21 protein-coding genes are annotated in these 16,819 nt (G+C 41.6%); 20 read left to right on the top strand and 1 reads right to left on the bottom strand.

The genetic code is table 11. The features are described from left to right. Positions 1-99: 99 nt before the first annotated feature. Positions 100-1,056 (bottom strand): L-lactate dehydrogenase, encoded by a 957-nt coding sequence (locus AB5706_RS08040; protein ID WP_195589602.1) that lies wholly within the window; start codon positions 1,054-1,056, stop codon positions 100-102. Positions 1,057-1,284: 228 nt separating this feature from the next. On the opposite strand from AB5706_RS08040, the gene AB5706_RS08035 reads away from it, so the two are divergent. The 20 genes from AB5706_RS08035 (at position 1,285) to AB5706_RS07940 (ending at position 16,819) form a co-directional block, all read left to right on the top strand. Further along, complete coding sequence (locus AB5706_RS08035; protein ID WP_226838035.1) at positions 1,285-1,704, top strand: Fur family transcriptional regulator; 420 nt, start codon at positions 1,285-1,287, stop codon at positions 1,702-1,704. 11 nt (positions 1,705-1,715) lie between these two features. Further along, positions 1,716-2,789: a metal ABC transporter substrate-binding protein gene (locus tag AB5706_RS08030; RefSeq protein WP_226838036.1), complete on the top strand. Its 1,074-nt coding sequence runs from the start codon at positions 1,716-1,718 to the stop codon at positions 2,787-2,789. Next, positions 2,786-3,499: a metal ABC transporter ATP-binding protein gene (locus AB5706_RS08025; protein WP_195589606.1), complete on the top strand. Its 714-nt coding sequence runs from the start codon at positions 2,786-2,788 to the stop codon at positions 3,497-3,499. The genes AB5706_RS08030 and AB5706_RS08025 overlap by 4 nt, the downstream gene beginning before the upstream one ends. Further along, positions 3,496-4,341: a metal ABC transporter permease gene (locus tag AB5706_RS08020; RefSeq protein ID WP_173716478.1), complete on the top strand. Its 846-nt coding sequence runs from the start codon at positions 3,496-3,498 to the stop codon at positions 4,339-4,341. The genes AB5706_RS08025 and AB5706_RS08020 overlap by 4 nt, the downstream gene beginning before the upstream one ends. Before the next feature lie 438 nt (positions 4,342-4,779). After that, positions 4,780-5,814 (top strand): hypothetical protein, encoded by a 1,035-nt coding sequence (locus AB5706_RS08015; RefSeq protein WP_226838037.1) that lies wholly within the window; start codon positions 4,780-4,782, stop codon positions 5,812-5,814. A gap of 201 nt (positions 5,815-6,015) precedes the next feature. Beyond that, positions 6,016-6,483, top strand: coding sequence for an Hsp20/alpha crystallin family protein (locus AB5706_RS08010; RefSeq protein WP_148461412.1), 468 nt, complete (start codon positions 6,016-6,018; stop codon positions 6,481-6,483). 394 nt (positions 6,484-6,877) lie between these two features. Continuing rightward, complete coding sequence (gene greA, locus AB5706_RS08005; protein WP_148461413.1) at positions 6,878-7,360, top strand: transcription elongation factor GreA; 483 nt, start codon at positions 6,878-6,880, stop codon at positions 7,358-7,360. A gap of 12 nt (positions 7,361-7,372) precedes the next feature. Next, complete coding sequence (lysS, locus tag AB5706_RS08000; RefSeq protein WP_368365980.1) at positions 7,373-9,415, top strand: lysine--tRNA ligase; 2,043 nt, start codon at positions 7,373-7,375, stop codon at positions 9,413-9,415. A 219-nt stretch (positions 9,416-9,634) separates the two neighbouring features. Next, positions 9,635-10,108: a DUF6075 family protein gene (locus tag AB5706_RS07995; protein WP_151190430.1), complete on the top strand. Its 474-nt coding sequence runs from the start codon at positions 9,635-9,637 to the stop codon at positions 10,106-10,108. After that, positions 10,095-10,271: a hypothetical protein gene (locus AB5706_RS07990; protein WP_173770147.1), complete on the top strand. Its 177-nt coding sequence runs from the start codon at positions 10,095-10,097 to the stop codon at positions 10,269-10,271. The genes AB5706_RS07995 and AB5706_RS07990 overlap by 14 nt, the downstream gene beginning before the upstream one ends. A gap of 30 nt (positions 10,272-10,301) precedes the next feature. Beyond that, positions 10,302-11,087 carry a ParA family protein gene (locus AB5706_RS07985; protein ID WP_151190431.1) on the top strand — a complete coding sequence of 262 codons (786 nt, stop codon included), beginning with the start codon at positions 10,302-10,304 and terminating at the stop codon, positions 11,085-11,087. After that, complete coding sequence (locus AB5706_RS07980) at positions 11,074-11,985, top strand: ParB/RepB/Spo0J family partition protein (protein ID WP_368365979.1); 912 nt, start codon at positions 11,074-11,076, stop codon at positions 11,983-11,985. Before AB5706_RS07985 ends, AB5706_RS07980 begins: the two co-directional genes overlap by 14 nt. After that, on the top strand, positions 11,966-13,099 hold the full coding sequence (locus AB5706_RS07975) for a DUF6017 domain-containing protein (RefSeq protein WP_368365978.1): 1,134 nt from the start codon (positions 11,966-11,968) through the stop codon (positions 13,097-13,099). Before AB5706_RS07980 ends, AB5706_RS07975 begins: the two co-directional genes overlap by 20 nt. Before the next feature lie 5 nt (positions 13,100-13,104). Next, positions 13,105-13,449: a DUF6050 family protein gene (locus tag AB5706_RS07970; protein ID WP_151190433.1), complete on the top strand. Its 345-nt coding sequence runs from the start codon at positions 13,105-13,107 to the stop codon at positions 13,447-13,449. 138 nt (positions 13,450-13,587) lie between these two features. Next, entirely contained in the window at positions 13,588-13,941 is a 354-nt protein-coding gene (locus tag AB5706_RS07965; protein ID WP_334284918.1) for a helix-turn-helix domain-containing protein, read from the top strand. Between the two features lie 124 nt (positions 13,942-14,065). Then, positions 14,066-14,215, top strand: coding sequence for a hypothetical protein (locus AB5706_RS07960; RefSeq protein WP_173770149.1), 150 nt, complete (start codon positions 14,066-14,068; stop codon positions 14,213-14,215). 129 nt (positions 14,216-14,344) lie between these two features. After that, positions 14,345-14,986: a sigma-70 family RNA polymerase sigma factor gene (locus AB5706_RS07955; RefSeq protein WP_151190434.1), complete on the top strand. Its 642-nt coding sequence runs from the start codon at positions 14,345-14,347 to the stop codon at positions 14,984-14,986. 16 nt (positions 14,987-15,002) lie between these two features. Continuing rightward, on the top strand, positions 15,003-15,464 hold the full coding sequence (locus AB5706_RS07950; protein WP_173770150.1) for a sigma-70 family RNA polymerase sigma factor: 462 nt from the start codon (positions 15,003-15,005) through the stop codon (positions 15,462-15,464). Between the two features lie 285 nt (positions 15,465-15,749). Continuing rightward, entirely contained in the window at positions 15,750-16,217 is a 468-nt protein-coding gene (locus AB5706_RS07945) for an RNA polymerase sigma factor (RefSeq protein ID WP_151190355.1), read from the top strand. Positions 16,218-16,219: 2 nt separating this feature from the next. Continuing rightward, complete coding sequence (locus AB5706_RS07940; RefSeq protein ID WP_151190354.1) at positions 16,220-16,819, top strand: hypothetical protein; 600 nt, start codon at positions 16,220-16,222, stop codon at positions 16,817-16,819.

Here is a 16,819-nt window from a genome sequence, read left to right as displayed (position 1 = left end):
ATTAACTTTATGTATGTTTTATAAGTAAAAAAGCTTACTGCGATTCAGACATTGGAAAATAAATGTCTAAGTTGTAGTAAGCTTTTATTATTTATGGTGTCAGGAAATACTCTCGATTACATTACGGAGATACTCGTAGCAGATCTTAAGATTTTTCGCACCCTCTTTATCCAGCGGAATCTGCAGTGTGCGTTCCACGCCATTTCGTGAAATAACGCATGGAAGGCTCATTGCGATTCCTTCTAATCCGTATTCCCCTTCCAGAACAACGGAAGCCGGTACAACGGCACGTTCATTTCGCATAATGGCTCCTACAAGACGGCAGACGCTGAGGGCGATGCCGGAGCTTGTGTAGCCCTTCAATTCTACAATGTCCAGACCGCTGACCTTCACCTCGTGAAGCAGCTTTTCACAGTCAACAGGCTCTTTCAGGCCAAACTGCTTCTGAAAATCATGGAAAGGAATTCCTACAATATTAACCGCATTCCATGGGATAAAGCTTGTGCCGCCGTGTTCGCCCAGAACGAATCCGGTGACATTTTTGGCATCTACGCCGCACAGGTCGGCAAGCATTTTATTGAAGCGGGCGGTGTCCAGAAGAGTACCGGTACCGATCAGAAGATTTCGGGGATAGTTGAATTCCTTCTGTGCAATATAAGTAAGAATGTCCATTGGATTTGAAACATTGATAATAATGGCAGAACGGGTGTAAGTGGTGATCTGTGTCATGATCTCTTTCATCACCTGTACATTGGTCTGCAGCAGCACCATGCGGTCACGGGAATTGCCTGGCTGAATGCTGGGACCTGCGGTGTTGATGATAATTTGGGCGTCTTTACAGTCCTCGTAGGTACCCACCCGGATGTTTGCGTTGGCACTGTATGCAAAGGCGGTGGTGTGGCTGGCATCCAGTACGACTCCCAATGCTTTTTTTTCATTTCTGTTTATGACAACGATCTCATCTGCAAGATTCATTCGCAGAAGAGAGTCCAGAATTGCAGATCCCACATGACCTGCGCCGATCAGAACAATTTTTCCATAACTTATATTTTCCATGATGTCAGGCTCCTTTAGAAACGTAAACTTTCATATATAGTGATGTCACCGATAGACGACATGTCTGTTTTATGAATAAGAATAGCACTTGTGTGCTGCAGAAACAAGAGAATTTTTGATTGCACTGTAAAAAATACGGAGTGACAAAAATGAAAACGATTTTCATATTGACTTTGAAAAAGAATCTGCTATAATATGAAAATGATTTTTAAATTGGAGGCGCGGGAAATGAGCGAAAAAGCACAATATCGTACCAGACAGATTACAGAGCTGGAGAATTATCTGTGCTCTATGGAAGGAAAACATGTTACAGTCAGCGATATATGTAAATACTTTAAAAGTCAGGGGATTTCTATCGGAACCACAACGGTGTACCGCCAGCTTGACCGGATGGTGGAGCAGGGACTGGTTGCCAAATATGTGGTAGACGGCACCAGCAGTGCATGCTTCGAGTATCTGGGACATGATGAGCATTGTCATAAACATATATGCTTTCATTGCAAATGCGAGAAGTGTGGAAAGGTGATTCATCTGGAATGCGGGGAAATGACACATCTGGGCGAGCATATGCTGACAGACCATGGATTTCAGTGGGATTTTACCAGGACGGTGTTTTATGGAATCTGTGAGGAGTGTAGAGGAAAATAATGAGGTTGAACATGCACAAATTAAAAAATAAATTCAAAAGGCTATTTATGTCAGCTGCCACAATAGGTACTGCCTGCCTTCTTGCAGGCTGCGGTGCAGGTGCGGCGGCAGGAACTGACAATTCCAGTGTGGCGGAAAGCCAGAGCGGGGTAAATGGCAGCGAACAGGAAAATGCCAGATCAGATAGTCAGAAGCTCCAGATTGTAGCCACTATTTTTCCAGAATACGACTGGGTAAAGGAAATCCTGGGCGACCAGGCTGATAATGTTGATCTTACCCTGCTTTTGGGTAACGGAACAGACATGCATAGTTTCCAGCCTACCATGGAAGATATTTTGAAAGTATCCACCTGTGACCTGTTTATTTATGTAGGCGGTGAGTCTGATTCCTGGGTTGCCGATGCATTGAAGGGCGCCGGAAACCCAGACCGAAAAGCAATCAACCTGATGGACGTGCTGGGAGACCAGGTGAAGGAAGAAGAGCTTGTAGAGGGGATGCAGGATGAAGACGACCACACTCACGAAGAAGGGCATACCCACGATGATGATCTGGAATACGATGAGCATGTCTGGCTGTCTTTGAAAAATGCGTCTCTATTCTGCGACACCATTGCCAGTAGTCTGGCTGATGCCGATCCGGAGCATTCCCGGCTTTATCAGCAGAACGCCGAGGCTTACGAAGAAAAACTGGCAGCTCTCGATCAGGAATACCAGACATCAGTGGAGAAATCCCAGTCAAAAACCCTGCTTTTTGCAGATCGTTTCCCGTTCCGCTATTTAATTGACGACTACAATCTTACTTACTACGCTGCATTTGCCGGCTGTTCCGCAGAAACAGATGCCAGCTTCGAGACCATCACATTTCTGGCTGGCAAGCTGGATGAGCTGAACCTTCCGGCTGTTCTCACCATCGAGAATTCCGATCAGAAAGTAGCGAAAACAGTAATTGAAAATACAAACACTAAGGATCAGAAGATTTTGACATTAAATTCCATGCAGTCCGTAACAACAAAGGATGTGGAAGAGGGAACCACATACCTTTCCATCATGGAAAATAATCTCCAGATTCTGAAGGAGGCATTATGAGTCTGATTACTTGCGAGAACCTTACATTGGGATATGAAGGAAAAGCGATTTTGTCCGGGCTGAATTTCAGCGTAAATTCCGGTGATTACCTTTGTATCGTAGGAGAAAACGGCTCTGGGAAATCCACACTGATGAAAACCCTTCTTCATCTTCAGAGCCCTATGAGCGGCAGTATCATTCTGGGAGACGATTTAAAAATCAACGAGATTGGCTACCTGCCACAGCAGACTGCACTTCAGAGAGACTTCCCTGCTTCGGTAGACGAAATTGTGATGTCCGGTTTCCTGGGAAGAATGGGACTTCGTCCTTTTTACAATAAAGCAGAGAAAAAAGAAGCCCACGAATTGATGGAGAAAACCAGGATTACGGATCTGGCTGACCGTTGTTATCGACAATTGTCCGGCGGGCAGCAGCAGAGAGTGCTTCTGACCAGAGCTCTCTGCGCCACAAGGAAAATCCTCCTTCTGGATGAGCCTGTTTCTGGCCTGGATCCGGTTGCAACTGCGGATATGTACCAGATTATCAACGAATTAAATAAAGAAGACCAAGTAACCATCATCATGATTTCCCACGATATCAGTGAAGTAGCGACTTATGCAAGTCATGTGCTGCATATTGGACAGAAGGTTTTCTTCGGAACAAAAGAGGAATATCTGGAAAGCAAGATTGGAAAGAGGCTTGTGGATGCTGGAGAGGAGGGAAAAGCATGAGCGGAATTTTTGAAAAACTGGCATTTTATTTCCAGTATCCATTTGTGTGGTATGCTTTGATCGTAGGCGTGCTTATTGCACTTTGCTCCTCTCTTCTGGGGGTAACGTTGGTGCTGAAGCGATTTTCCTTTATTGGGGACGGACTGTCCCATGTGGCATTCGGAGCTATGGCCATTGCATCAGTGCTGAATTTCAGCAACAATATGCTGTTTGTCATGCCGGTAACTGTGATCTGTGCGGTGCTGCTTCTTCGTACAGGACAGAGTACAAAGATCAAAGGAGATGCGGCAATCGCTATGATTTCGGTCGGAGCCCTGGCAGTTGGCTATCTGCTGATGAATGTGTTTTCCACAGGCTCTAATATTTCCGGAGATGTGTGCAGCAGCCTGTTTGGTTCTACATCAATTCTGACCCTGACCACAGCTGAGGTGTGGCTGTGTGTGGTGGTGTCTGTTATTGTTGTGGCACTGTTTACAGTATTTTATCATAAGATATTTGCGGTTACTTTTGATGAAAATTTTGCAAAAGCCACTGGAACCAGGACGGATATGTACAATCTTCTGATTGCGGTGATCACAGCAGTGATCATTGTGCTGGCTATGAACCTGGTGGGATCCTTGTTGATCTCAGCTCTGATCATTTTCCCGGCACTGTCGGCAATGAGAATCTATAAACGATTCAGCGCTGTAATTATCTGTTCGGCGATTTTATCCGTGTTGTGTGCATTTCTTGGAATTATTGTTTCCATTCTTGGCGGAACGCCGGTAGGGTCTACTATTGTGGCTGTAGATATTGCGGCGTTTCTGGTGACAAGCCTGGTTGGGAAGCTTTTAGAGAGATAGAATATGGTATAGAGTGGTAGAGCGTGTCTGAAAATCTGACAAGTTAATATGGCAGTTATTTAATATTCGATGTACAGGGCGTTCTTGTAAGTGGTTCAGCTTGCAAGGGACGCCTTTTTAATGTAATAGGAAATTCTATTGGAATTGCCTATTATATTAAAAGTCCTACCGGGCAGGAGCGCACTGCGGCGGAAGGATAGCTGTCGCTCGAGGCGGCCCCGCCGCAGGCGGAGAATCCTGCAAGCAGGATTCTTTTTATATGGGAAATGAGAAAAATACTAACCAGAGTATAGTGCTTTTTCCTGGGTAAATTTCTTATAATATAGTTACAGCAGAATGATACAGTTGTAGAAAAAATTTCTGGTTACTGTTTTGTATCTGGCTGCAAAGTTGAAATTATATTTTTCAGAAAAATTATATGATTCAGGGAGGGTGCTTATGAAAAGAAAAATAATTGCTGCAGTATTTACCGGAATGTTAACCGTCGCATTGTTTCCTGCTATTGCCCATGCAGAAATCGAAAATCCGGAGGACTATATGGGCATCTGGTATGCCAATTATGTAATATATTCTGACGAAAGCAGTGAACGCCACAATGTAGCGGAATATTTAAACCAATATTTGGAAATGAGGCTGATGGAAGACGGAAGTGCTTACATGGAAATGTCCTACAATAGTGAGGAGCCAGACTCGGCAGAAATTCTGAAGGTCTCATGGAAACTGGAGGATGGGAAAATACTTGTTTCCCTGGAGGAAGGAGACATTTATCTTGATACGGTGGACGGAGAGTTTGTGGGGAGCTTAGATGAGGATACCCAGGTGATTTTTGGACGTGAACTGGTGCAGACAGGAGAAGCTCAGAGCCTGGATAATCTGGACGATTTGGAAGATAGTGAAAAGGCTAAGATTCCAAAGGAGAATCCCTACATTTATCATCCAGAAAAAGACAATCCGGAGGAGATCATTGCCCGCTATCTTGGGGCTGCGAATTTGGAAAAAGATTATGAAGTTTCCCTGGATGAGGACAATGGAACCTTTACAGCTCATTGGGCAGGAGATGAATATTATGATCCCAGGGACTATGTTGGAAGCTACAGGATAACGGATGATAACTATATCAACATTTGCTGGAGAGAGGCCACCAGTGAGTATGGCGATAAATGCTATGGTGCAGTTCTGATAGACCGCTGGAATCAGTTTACGATAAATGAGGATCTTGGAAATCTGCCCGAAGTTATGACAGCCATGGCAAACGACATAAACAGCGGACGTGTTTTCACAGCTTACAGGACGGAAATCACAGAAGGCTCTGAAAACCAGGGGGCTGTGAAATTTATAGATGAGGATTACGAAGTTTCCTATAGCTACCAGATCATTCCAGGTGCAGATCCTATGGTGACACTTACCAGGTATGATTCGGAATATGATTATGAACAGGTGTATACAAATTATCAGCTGAGGGAAATGCTGTAGGAAAATAGAAAAATTGGAAAATGTGAAAAAAATGTGAAATTAGCACTCACCTCTTGACAGTGCTAATAATAGGTGCTATATTACAACTAGAACAAAGGAAGGGGATAAAAAGAAAGCAAAAGCGAAAGGCTTTATGAATTCCCTGCCACCCGAGTTCCAAGAAACAAGGTAAACAGCATATATAAAAAGGAGAGATGACTTATGTTAATGCCTAGTATTTTTGGAGAGAACTTATTTGATGATTTCTTTAATGATTTTCCATTCTATTATGATGATAAAGCAATGAAAGATACCGAGAAGAAGCTTTATGGCAAGAGAGCCAGCCACGTTATGAAGACTGATATTAAGGAAATGGATAACGGTTATCAGCTGGTAGTCGATCTTCCAGGATTTACCAAAGATGAGATTAAGGCTTCCCTGGAGAATGGCTATCTGACCATCAGCGCTGAGAAAGGTCTGGACAAAGATGAGCAGGAGAAAGAATCCGGTCATTATATCCGCAGGGAGCGTTACGCAGGAGCCTGCAGCAGAAGCTTTTATGTAGGCGAGGACGTTCAGCAGGAGGATATTAAGGCTGAGTTTAAACATGGCATTCTGAAACTGTTTGTTCCGAAGAAAGAAGCGAAACCAGCAGTGGAAGAGAAGAAACACATTGCCATTGAAGGATAACTTTTCCCCCTTCAGAAGCACATTCTGAGAGAATAGCATAATTAAGAAGTAAGATGCCGCAGAATCACGGAAAATGGTGGTTCTGCGGCATCTTTTTTTACATTTGTTCGCTATTTTTCTGTCTTGACAATGCCTGTTGATTTAGCTATAATGGTGAAACTGTGAATATCCTAGTGAATTTGTACCCTTTTGGGTAATGAAATGTCTGCTTCTGCAGGCATTAACAATTATAAAAGTGGACTGTTTGGCGCATGAATGTTATCTGTGGTTGGTATATTTCTGCAGCTTTTTGTTCAGGACTTTTATAGTAATGGAATTTTCCGGGAGAAACAGCATATAAGAAATGTATGATACGGGGCGACAAGCCGCCGGAATGAAAGGGAGTAAGGCTATAATGGAAGAAAAGAAGAACTTACTAACCTATGCAGGACTTAAAAAACTGGAAGAAGAGCTGCATGATTTAAAGGTAGTAAAAAGAAAAGAAGTAGCAGGTAAGATCAAAGAGGCAAGAGAGCAGGGAGACCTGTCCGAGAATGCAGAGTACGATGCAGCTAAAGATGAGCAGAGAGATATCGAAGCGCGTATTGAAGAAATTGAGAAAATCCTGAAGAACGCTGAGGTTGTAGTTGAGGACGAAGTAGATCTTGACAAGATCAGTGTAGGATGTAAAGTAAGAGTACATGACTTCGAATTCGACGAAGATATAGAACTGAAGCTGGTTGGCTCCACAGAGGCAAACAGCCTGGAAGGCAAGATTTCTAACGAATCTCCTGTAGGAAAGGCTCTTATGGGCGCACACACAGGTGATATTGTAGAAGTAGAGCTGCCATCCGGTATCATGAAGTACAAAGTGCTGGAAATCCAGCGTAATATTTAAGGAGGCACAAAAGTGGCAGAACAGAAGAATCAGGATCTGAATCAGCTTCTGAAAATCCGCCGTGATAAACTGGCAGAGCTTCAGGCGAATGGCAAGGATCCATTTCAGATAACAAAATTTAATCAGACCCATCATTCACTGGAAGTAAAGAACCTTTATGAGGCACACGAAGCAGAGCTGCTGAAGGATCGTACAGAGCCGGATGTAACAGGTCTTGATGAAGAGCAGGCGAAGGAAGTTCAGAAGAACGATTACGAAGAGAGAAGAAGTATTATGGATGCCAGCCCGGTCCATGTGGCAATCGCTGGACGTATGATGTTCAAGAGAGTCATGGGAAAAGCTTCTTTCTGCAATATCCAGGACTTACAGGGAAACATTCAGGTATATGTTGCAAGAGACGCTATCGGAGCAGATTCTTATGCAGACTTTAAGAAATCTGATATTGGCGATATCTTTGGTCTGGAAGGTTTTGCATTTAGAACCAGAACTGGTGAGATTTCTATTCATGCAGAGAAAATGACTCTTTTATCAAAGAGCCTGCAGATCCTTCCGGAGAAATTCCACGGACTGACAGATACAGATATGCGTTATCGTCAGAGATATGTAGATCTGATCATGAACCAGGAGAGCAAGAACGTATTTATCAAGCGCTCTCAGGTCATTAAAGAGATCCGAAACTTCCTTGCTGGCCGTGACTTCATGGAAGTAGAGACTCCAATGCTGGTTTCCAATGCTGGTGGTGCAGCTGCCAGACCATTTGAGACACATTACAATGCACTGAATGAAGATGTTAAGCTTCGTATTTCACTGGAACTTTATCTGAAACGACTGATCGTTGGTGGACTTGAAAGAGTCTACGAGATTGGCCGTGTATTCCGTAATGAGGGTGTTGATACCCGTCACAATCCAGAATTTACACTGATGGAGCTTTACCAGGCATATACAGATTATGAAGGAATGATGGAACTTACGGAATCCATGTTCCGCTATCTGGCAGAGAAGGTCTGCGGTTCCACCAAGATTTCTTACAATGGTATCGAGATTGATCTTGGAAAGCCATTTGAGCGTCTGACCATGAATGATGCGATCAAGAAATATGCAGGAATTGACTTTGACCAGGTTGCAGATGATGAAGCTGCCAAGAAGCTTGCTGCCGAACATCATATCGAGTATGAGGAGCGTCACAAGAAAGGCGATATTATCAATCTCTTCTTCGAAGAATATTGTGAGAAAGAGCTGATTCAGCCTACATTTATTATGGATCACCCAATCGAGATTTCTCCGTTGACTAAGAAGAAACCTTCTGATCCAAACAAGGTAGAGCGTTTTGAGCTTTTCATTAATACATGGGAAATGTGTAACGCATATTCCGAGCTGAATGATCCGATTGATCAGCGTGAGCGTTTCAAGGCGCAGGATGCACTTGCAGATGCTGGTGATGAAGAAGCAAACCATACAGATGAAGATTTCCTGAATGCGCTGGAAATCGGTATGCCGCCGACAGGTGGTATCGGATACGGAATCGACCGTCTTGTTATGCTTCTGACAGACAGCCAGGCTATTCGTGATGTGTTGCTGTTCCCGACAATGAAGTCACAGGGCGCTTCCAAGAACGAAGCAAACAATGCGGCACAGGCAGCACCGGCTGTAAAAGCAGAGGAAAAACCTGCTGAGAAGATTGATTTTTCCAATGTAAAAATCGAACCGCTTTTTGAAGAAAACGTTGACTTTGACACTTTCAGCAAGTCAGATTTTCGAGCCGTAAAGATTGAAGCGTGTGAGGCAGTTCCGAAGAGTAAGAAGCTTTTAAAGTTCACTCTGAATGACGGAACAGACCGTAAACGCACGATTTTAAGCGGTATTCACGAGTATTATGAACCGGAAGAACTGGTAGGAAAAACAGCGATTGCAATCGTAAACCTTCCGCCGAGAAAGATGATGGGCATTGATTCCGAAGGTATGCTGATTTCAGCAGTACACGAGGAAGACGGAAGAGAGGGATTACATTTACTGATGGTAGATGAACATATTCCGGCTGGTGCAAAGCTGTATTAAAAATCCGATAAAGGATTAAAAAATGTAGGCTTTTTGATGTAGAGTACGACAAAGGTACGACAAATAAAACCTCCTTAATGGGCTATAATAAATGATTTTAAATAGTCCATGCAAAATGAAATCAATATTTTTACATTATGAGGACACTTTTCTAAGAGAAATTTTAGAAGAGTGTCTTTTTTGTTACGGTCATGTACAAAAAAACAGGAGGAAATTAAAATGGCAAATAACACAGCGTTAAGAGCAGGTAAAGATACTACTCGCACAATTACTTTCAAAAATAAGGAGCACGAAAAATTTTATTACACCTATCTGCCAAAGTGCAGATATCAGGATGTATACCACAAGGCATTGGTGTATTGTCTTGGAATTGACCGGGATACAAGAGAAAACGCAGAACAGATATACGATTTTAAGACAGGATACGTGAAAACGGAATGCCTGCATGAAGGCTGGCAGACAAGCGGCAGCGTAAGGATTATACGGCTGGCATTTAACCTATATTGTGACGGTACTCCCAGTGTTTATGATTATGAAGGAGACAGTGACAGACAGGTAGATGAATGCAGGGAATATTCGGTCAGTGATTTATTCTGCTGTGGCTATGCAAGGTACTTTTGGGAGGCAGTCAAAATCCGTTATCCGGAGTATTGTTTTTATCGGGATTGGGAGGATTCATATGCTGAAGGTTAGATTACAGGGAACAGTTAAGGATATACAGTGGTTTGGGAAACTTTTGGAACAGCACCCGAAAATCCGGGTGCTTGGAGTATCGAAACCGTTTGCAAATAAAGGAACAAACAAATATTTTCGTGTATACGCAGAAATAGAGAAAAGAGAAAATACCATGCAGTAAAGCATGACAGGAGAAAGGCAGGAAGAAAGTATGTGTAGAGTAATCGCAGTCGCAAACCAAAAAGGTGGTGTCGGAAAGACAACTACCTGTGTGAATTTAGGAATCGGTCTTGCAAGGGAAGGGAAAAAAGTGCTTCTGATTGAAGCAGATGCACAGGGAAGCATGGCGGTCAGTCTTGGGATTCAGGAACCGGACGAGCTGGATGAGACACTGGTCAATATTATGGAAAAACTTATCAATGACAAGGAACCGGAGCCGGGAGAAGGAATTATCCATCATGAAGAAGGGGTGGATTTTATCCCTGCCAATATTGAACTTGCAGGATTGGAGACTTCCCTTGTGAATGTCATGAGTCGGGAAATGGTATTGCGGCAGTATATATGTGGGATAAAAAAACAGTATGATTATATCCTGATTGACTGTATGCCCTCACTTGGTATGATTACCATTAACGCATTGGTGGCGGCTGACAGGGTATTGATTCCGGTAGAAGCGGCTTATCTTCCGGTTAAAGGGTTACAGCAGCTTATTAAGACAATAGGGCGGGTACACAGAAAACTGAATCCGGAGCTTTCTATCATGGGGATTTTGTTCACAAAAGTAGACCGCAGGACAAATTTCGCAAAGGATATTGCGGCTCAGATTCGAGAGGTGTACGGAAACAAAATACATATTTTTGCAAATTGCATACCGATGTCTGTAAGGGCGGCTGAAACTACCGCAGAGGGAAAAAGCATCTATCTCCATGACCCGAAAGGAATTGTGGCAGAGGGCTATCACTATCTGACAGGGGAGGTGTTGGATGATGAAGAGTAAGAGCGCAGAAAAGATAAAGCTGACTTCTTATGATGATTTATTTGGCAGTAGTGAAGTAACGGCAGAAGAGAAGATTGTATCCGTTCCGATTCGTCTTTTTCACACCTTCAAAGACCATCCATTCCGGGTATTGGATGATGAAAAAATGCAGGAGACTGTGGAAAGTGTAAAACGATATGGAATACTGATGCCGGGAATTGTACGTCCGTATGGTGATGGTGAGTATGAGATGGTGGCAGGGCACCGCAGATGGCGGGCGTGTGAACTGGCAGGAATGGAAGAGATGCCAGTAATTATCCGGGAAATGGATGATGATACTGCTACGGTGATAATGGTGGATACGAACATCCAGAGGGAAGATATTCTGCCCAGTGAGAAAGCCCATGCTTATAAAATGAAATATGAAGCCATGAAACATCAGGGAAGCAAGGGAGAGAAGCATACGGCTGATCTGGTAGGAGAAGCTGTTGGCGAAAGCGGAAGGACGGTTCAGCGGTATATCCGTCTATCATTCCTTATTTCCAGATTATTAGACTATGTAGACAATAAAAGACTTTCCATGAAAGCGGGAGAGAAACTTTCTTTTCTGACGGTAGAAGAACAGGAATGGGTGTTAGAGGCAATAGATAATGCAGTTTTGACGGTAACAGATAAACAGGCGGAGTTATTCAAGAATCATAGCAGGGAAAAGACGTTGAATCAGGGAATTATCTATTCTGTTTTATTGCAGAAAAAGGAAGCAGAAACAAAGGTAACTCTTTCGGCAAAGAAGGTACGCTCGTATTTTCCGCCAGCCTATACAAAAGAGCAGGTTGAGGAAGTAATTTATACGCTGTTGGAACAGTGGAGAAAGAAGAAAGGGAAGGAGGAACAGGAAGATGCAGGAGATACAGTTTGATTATTTTCATGGAATGGAAGCGGAACAGTATACCTTTTACCGGATTCCGAAAATTTTATTTACCGCAGAATGCTTCAAAACTATTTCCTGCGAAGCAAAGGTTTTATACGGTCTGTTGCTGGACCGTATGAGCCTGAGTATTAAAAATCGCTGGTTCGATGAAGAGGACAGGGTATACATTATTTTTACTATGGAAGAAATTGCGGAGCTTATGAACTGTGGCACACAGAAGGCAGTGCGGTTATTAAAGGAACTGGATAGTGAAAAGGGCATTGGCCTGGTGGAAAAAAGGCGGCTTGGATTGGGGAAACCCAACGTGATTTATGTGAAGAATTTTATGGTCAAACAGCCTGAAAAGGAAGAAAAAGAGCCGGAAAAGCCTGTAAATACACAGAATTGTGAAAATCACAATTCAAGAGTTGTGAAAACCACAATTCAGGAATGTCCAAAATCACAATTCAAGAATGATGAAAATCACAATTCTGGAATGATGAAAACCACAATTCAAGAATGTGCAGAATCACAATTCAAGAATGATGAAAATCACAATTCTGGAATAGTGAAAATCACAACTCCTGAATGTCCAAAATCACAATCTAATAATACTGATATTAACAATACTGATTTTAGTGAAAATGAGTATAGTGACACTGAGAGTAGTGAAACTGATTTTAACGAGACAGATAATATCTTATCTAATCTTTCTCATCTATCAGTGAGGAAAACAGCAGGAATGATAGATATGGTGGAAGAGATGGAAGCCTATCGGAAAATTATCAGGGAAAATATTTCGTATGAGTGTTTTGAGGACAGCAGGTATCGACAACAGGAGGAAGTGGATGAACTTGTGGAACTGATGGTAGAGGTTATGGTCATGCCGGATAACAGCACTGTTCGCATTGGCGGAGTGGACAAGCCTGTGGTGATTGTGAAGAACCGCTTTATGAAGGTGGAACATGGGCATATTGAATATGTCGTTGGCTGCCTTGAGAAGAATACCAGCAAGGTAGGAAATATCCGGGCGTATCTTCTGACAACACTCTACAATTCAACCATGACCATAGAAAATTATTACAGAGCAGAAGTGAATCACGATATGTATGGAGGAGGATAAAACGGATGAGAAGAAAAGAATTTTTGGAGAATGTGGCAGTTCCGCTTTTAGGGATAGCTGTGGTAATGTTTATTGTTTATCTGTTTTGTGTGGAAAACGGTGTGTGTGATTACCGGAAATTGTGGATAGTTTCAGGGATTCCCTTTGGCATACAAAAAATGTATTTCTGGATGATTCCAAAAGGGTTTGATATAGGCGGTACTGTTGGAATGTTTGCTTTTAATCTGCTGATAGGAGGAATGATAGGCAGCGTGGTTTTGACATGGCGTTTGCTTATGGTGGGAACATATCTGTTAAAGAGTATTGGATATGGTGGTTTGTGGATAGTGAGAAAAGCATTTAGAACATGATTTCAAAGAGAAAAAACAAAGTATAAAAAATAGAATATAGAGTGTGAAAAGCAGCCAATGCGTAAAAAATATTGGCTGCTTTTTTGCCCTTTTTAAGAAAAACCTTGCGACACGGTGTCGCAAAGTAAAGGAGGATGTGTGTTGGGTAATCGTGCGGAATCGCAGGATTTGATTGACTTAGGAAACCGTATTCGCAAAAGGCGGCAGGAAATTCACTTATCACAGGAAGTATTAGCAGAAAAAACAGGTATCAGCCCCAACACGATCAGCAGGATTGAGGGAGGACAGACAGCAATGTCTATTGAGATATTCAGGAAGCTGGCGGTGATTCTGAAAACCGATGCAGGAACACTATTGGGGGAATGTAAGGAAGAAGAAAACCATCGTCTGTATGATTTGATTTGTCGTGCGAAAAAACTGAAACGGAAAGAACAGAAAATTTTGGAAAAGACAATGGAAGTGTTGATTGAGGGATTTGGTACGGAATTGTAGAAATTCAACAGATATGGTGGGAATATTTAGAAATATCCCCATATCTGATGAGGTAATGGAAAGCCAATGTTGTTAAACTTTAAGTCAGGAAAGAGAACAGATGCGGACAGAAAGGAGGCAGGATATGACAAGGGAAGAGTGCCTTGCATACAGACAAAGATGCCCATATGATGCAATGGGCGATTTCTCTGTTTTTTCGGAGAAAAAGGAAGATAGCAGGGATAATGAAGTGGCTGCTTCACAGCCGGAATTATCAGAACAAAATAAAGCATAAGAAATTTATGTGGCAGTAAAAGGAGTTTCAGGCTCCCGTTAAAAAAAAACGGGTGTGCCGGGAGCTGTCTTTTACTGTTTTTTCGTCTGTGATGTTTTTATTTTCTGCCACCCGGAAGAGGTGGTAGTTATGCTGACATTACAGGAATTAAAACAGATCGTAGATGTCCCATATCCGGGCATGAAAATTCCAACTGCAAAAAAATTAAAAGAATATGGAACGGTCATTGCCAAAAAGAGCATGGGTTGTGAGACAGAAATCTTGGCATTTCAAAATGGCTATGCGTTGTATCAGGTTAGTCGGTTCACTACGGTATTTCCGATTTGTTTTTGTGGGGAATATCAATACAATGCGGAACAGGCGGACTGTATTTCGGAAGAGTTTTTTAATCAAAGGGAGTGGTATATCCGTCTGGTATTGGAAGGAGAAGACCGTTTGAGTCGTAATCAGGAATCGAAAGAACAGGGCTGGACAATCTCATACAGTGATGTTTCGGAAGAATGGGGAATGCTTCAGACAGAAGAAAAGTCTCCATTGGAGATGCTGGTTGGCAGAGAGTCTGTAAATGAAATATTTGAGGTTTTGACGGAACTGCAGAAAAGGGTATTTTACGGATGTTTCTTTCATCAAAAAACACAGAATGAACTGTCAAAAGAATTGGGAATTTCTCCGTCTGCGGTGTCCAGAACCCTGTCAAGGGCGATGAACAGGATGCGGAGATATTATGCAGATGTACGGTCAGGTGGCTGCAATCGAAAAGAGATAAGATAGTGGGAGGAAAGAAGATATGCGTGGAAAGAAGCCGAAAGAACGAAAAAATTATATTTTGCGGACAGAAAACGGAACACTTGTGGAAGTAACCAGGGAGGTTTATCTGGAATGGTATCAGTCCCGGAGAAGGGAAAAATACCAGCAGGAACAGAAACAGAAATACGGTGTTTGCAGTCTTGATGTGGTGCAGGAAGGCAGTTTTGCAAAAACTTCTATATCGCAGGAAGGACAGCCGGAGGAGATGGCAGTACGCAGTGAATGCCTGAAAAAATTGAAGGAGAGTTTAGAACAGTTACCGGAACAGGAGGCATATCTGATTTATCTGTTATTTTTTGAAGAGGTTACAGTGAAAGAAGCGGCACAAATTTGTGGATGTAGCCGTAAAACAATACAGAACAGAAAAAAACGAATTTTGAAGACACTTAAAAATATAATGAAAGAACTTGGAATTGAGGGAGGATGTATTTATTTCAATTAAAATAGTGGAAAATTGTTCTAAAATCATATAAATTTAAAGTTATAGTATCAGTATAAGACAACGTATATGAAATGAAAACAGCTTTGTAAATTGGTGGGAAGAGCTGTCAGTTTACAAAGCTGTTTATGTATCCGAAGTTAGCTTCTATAATTATGATATAGAATACAAGCAGAAGAATGGAAAAATCTTTGGTGAGTAGCAGGTGGTTAAATATTTTTTTGCTTTTTTGGTTTAGGTGTCACCAATTATGTATTATATGTGTGATATATATGAGGAGAAAAAAAGATGAAAAGAAATGCTGATCAGATTTTTAATAAATATTGTAAACTGTTGTATAAAATATCAATTATTATGCTGTGTAGCGAAGAGGATGCTTATGATGCAGTGCAGGAATCATTTTTGAAATATTTAAATACAAAAAAGGACTTTAATGACGAAAGCCATGAAAGAGCATGGCTGACAAGAGTTAATATTAATATTTGTAAAAACATACTCCGTTTCAGAAGGATGCATCCAACGGTAGATTACGAAACTCTTGCACTACATTACCATAAACCTGAAGAAACAGGAATTATGGATACATTGATGACATTAAATGCAAAGGATAAAGAAGTACTAATTCTTTATTATATAGAAGGCTATTCTTGCAAGGAGATTGCTGATATGTTGAAGGTTTCAGAGAGTGCAGTGAAGAAAAAACTAGAACGGGCAAGAAAAAGATTAAAAGAAAAATATGAAAGTGAGGGCAGATAAAATTGGAAAAAAAATTAGAGAATATATCAAAATTAGCAGATGATATTGTGCTGACAGAGCAGAATGAGAGAAAACTCTTTATAGCATACAAAAAGAGAATTGAATCCCAAAGAAGAAAAAAAGTTCTTATGAGAGGATATTATCGTGTAGCAGTAGTTGCATTAGCTATGATGATAATGTTTTCTGTAAATTATTACCTGCAATCTCCTGATTTAGTAGTTTATGCGGCAACTGGGGATAAAATGGTGCAATTAAGACTAAATGAGAGAGTAAACTTGGAAAAACAAAGAACTCCATTGGGATATGGGTATGTTCTGGAAATGAGTGTGGAAGAAGGAAGCAGATATTATACGATAGAAAATGAACAAAACTTGAATGCTGATAATATTTTCAGAAATGGAAATAAGATTTTTTGGATGCCAGATGGAATGAATAGTATAAATTTCAGAGATCAGGACGGGAATGTTATTAAAATACCAGAAACTGACAGTTCAACACTAAATATTGAAGTATGTAATTATGACGGAAAAATGGTCGAAAGAATTACATTGATATTGGAAAGGAGAGATGGACAGTGTAGTGTTGAAATGTTAAAAAAATAA

This window comes from Ruminococcus sp. RTP21484sp1_RTP21277st1_D2_RTP21277_210401 (assembly GCF_040924225.1).
GTDB lineage: Bacteria > Bacillota > Clostridia > Lachnospirales > Lachnospiraceae > Blautia_A > Blautia_A faecis.
The sequence above is the reverse complement of the archived record's forward strand: the minus strand, read 5'-3'. Positions and strand labels throughout refer to the sequence as shown.

What these genes read in the sequence shown, in the direction of transcription:
- AB5706_RS08035 (WP_226838035.1), top strand. Translation starts at nt 1,285, where the DNA reads ATGAGCGAAAAAGCACAATATCGTACCAGACAGATTACAGAGCTGGAG.
- AB5706_RS08030 (WP_226838036.1), top strand. Translation starts at nt 1,716, where the DNA reads ATGCACAAATTAAAAAATAAATTCAAAAGGCTATTTATGTCAGCTGCC.
- AB5706_RS07990 (WP_173770147.1), top strand. Translation starts at nt 10,095, where the DNA reads ATGCTGAAGGTTAGATTACAGGGAACAGTTAAGGATATACAGTGGTTT.
- AB5706_RS07955 (WP_151190434.1), top strand. Translation starts at nt 14,345, where the DNA reads ATGCTGACATTACAGGAATTAAAACAGATCGTAGATGTCCCATATCCG.
- AB5706_RS08025 (WP_195589606.1), top strand. Translation starts at nt 2,786, where the DNA reads ATGAGTCTGATTACTTGCGAGAACCTTACATTGGGATATGAAGGAAAA.
- AB5706_RS07945 (WP_151190355.1), top strand. Translation starts at nt 15,750, where the DNA reads ATGAAAAGAAATGCTGATCAGATTTTTAATAAATATTGTAAACTGTTG.
- greA (WP_148461413.1), top strand. Translation starts at nt 6,878, where the DNA reads ATGGAAGAAAAGAAGAACTTACTAACCTATGCAGGACTTAAAAAACTG.
- AB5706_RS07985 (WP_151190431.1), top strand. Translation starts at nt 10,302, where the DNA reads ATGTGTAGAGTAATCGCAGTCGCAAACCAAAAAGGTGGTGTCGGAAAG.
- AB5706_RS07970 (WP_151190433.1), top strand. Translation starts at nt 13,105, where the DNA reads ATGAGAAGAAAAGAATTTTTGGAGAATGTGGCAGTTCCGCTTTTAGGG.
- AB5706_RS07995 (WP_151190430.1), top strand. Translation starts at nt 9,635, where the DNA reads ATGGCAAATAACACAGCGTTAAGAGCAGGTAAAGATACTACTCGCACA.
- AB5706_RS07980 (WP_368365979.1), top strand. Translation starts at nt 11,074, where the DNA reads ATGATGAAGAGTAAGAGCGCAGAAAAGATAAAGCTGACTTCTTATGAT.
- AB5706_RS08015 (WP_226838037.1), top strand. Translation starts at nt 4,780, where the DNA reads ATGAAAAGAAAAATAATTGCTGCAGTATTTACCGGAATGTTAACCGTC.
- AB5706_RS07960 (WP_173770149.1), top strand. Translation starts at nt 14,066, where the DNA reads ATGACAAGGGAAGAGTGCCTTGCATACAGACAAAGATGCCCATATGAT.
- AB5706_RS07975 (WP_368365978.1), top strand. Translation starts at nt 11,966, where the DNA reads ATGCAGGAGATACAGTTTGATTATTTTCATGGAATGGAAGCGGAACAG.
- AB5706_RS08040 (WP_195589602.1), bottom strand. Translation starts at nt 1,056, where the DNA reads ATGGAAAATATAAGTTATGGAAAAATTGTTCTGATCGGCGCAGGTCAT.
- AB5706_RS08020 (WP_173716478.1), top strand. Translation starts at nt 3,496, where the DNA reads ATGAGCGGAATTTTTGAAAAACTGGCATTTTATTTCCAGTATCCATTT.
- AB5706_RS07950 (WP_173770150.1), top strand. Translation starts at nt 15,003, where the DNA reads ATGCGTGGAAAGAAGCCGAAAGAACGAAAAAATTATATTTTGCGGACA.
- AB5706_RS08010 (WP_148461412.1), top strand. Translation starts at nt 6,016, where the DNA reads ATGTTAATGCCTAGTATTTTTGGAGAGAACTTATTTGATGATTTCTTT.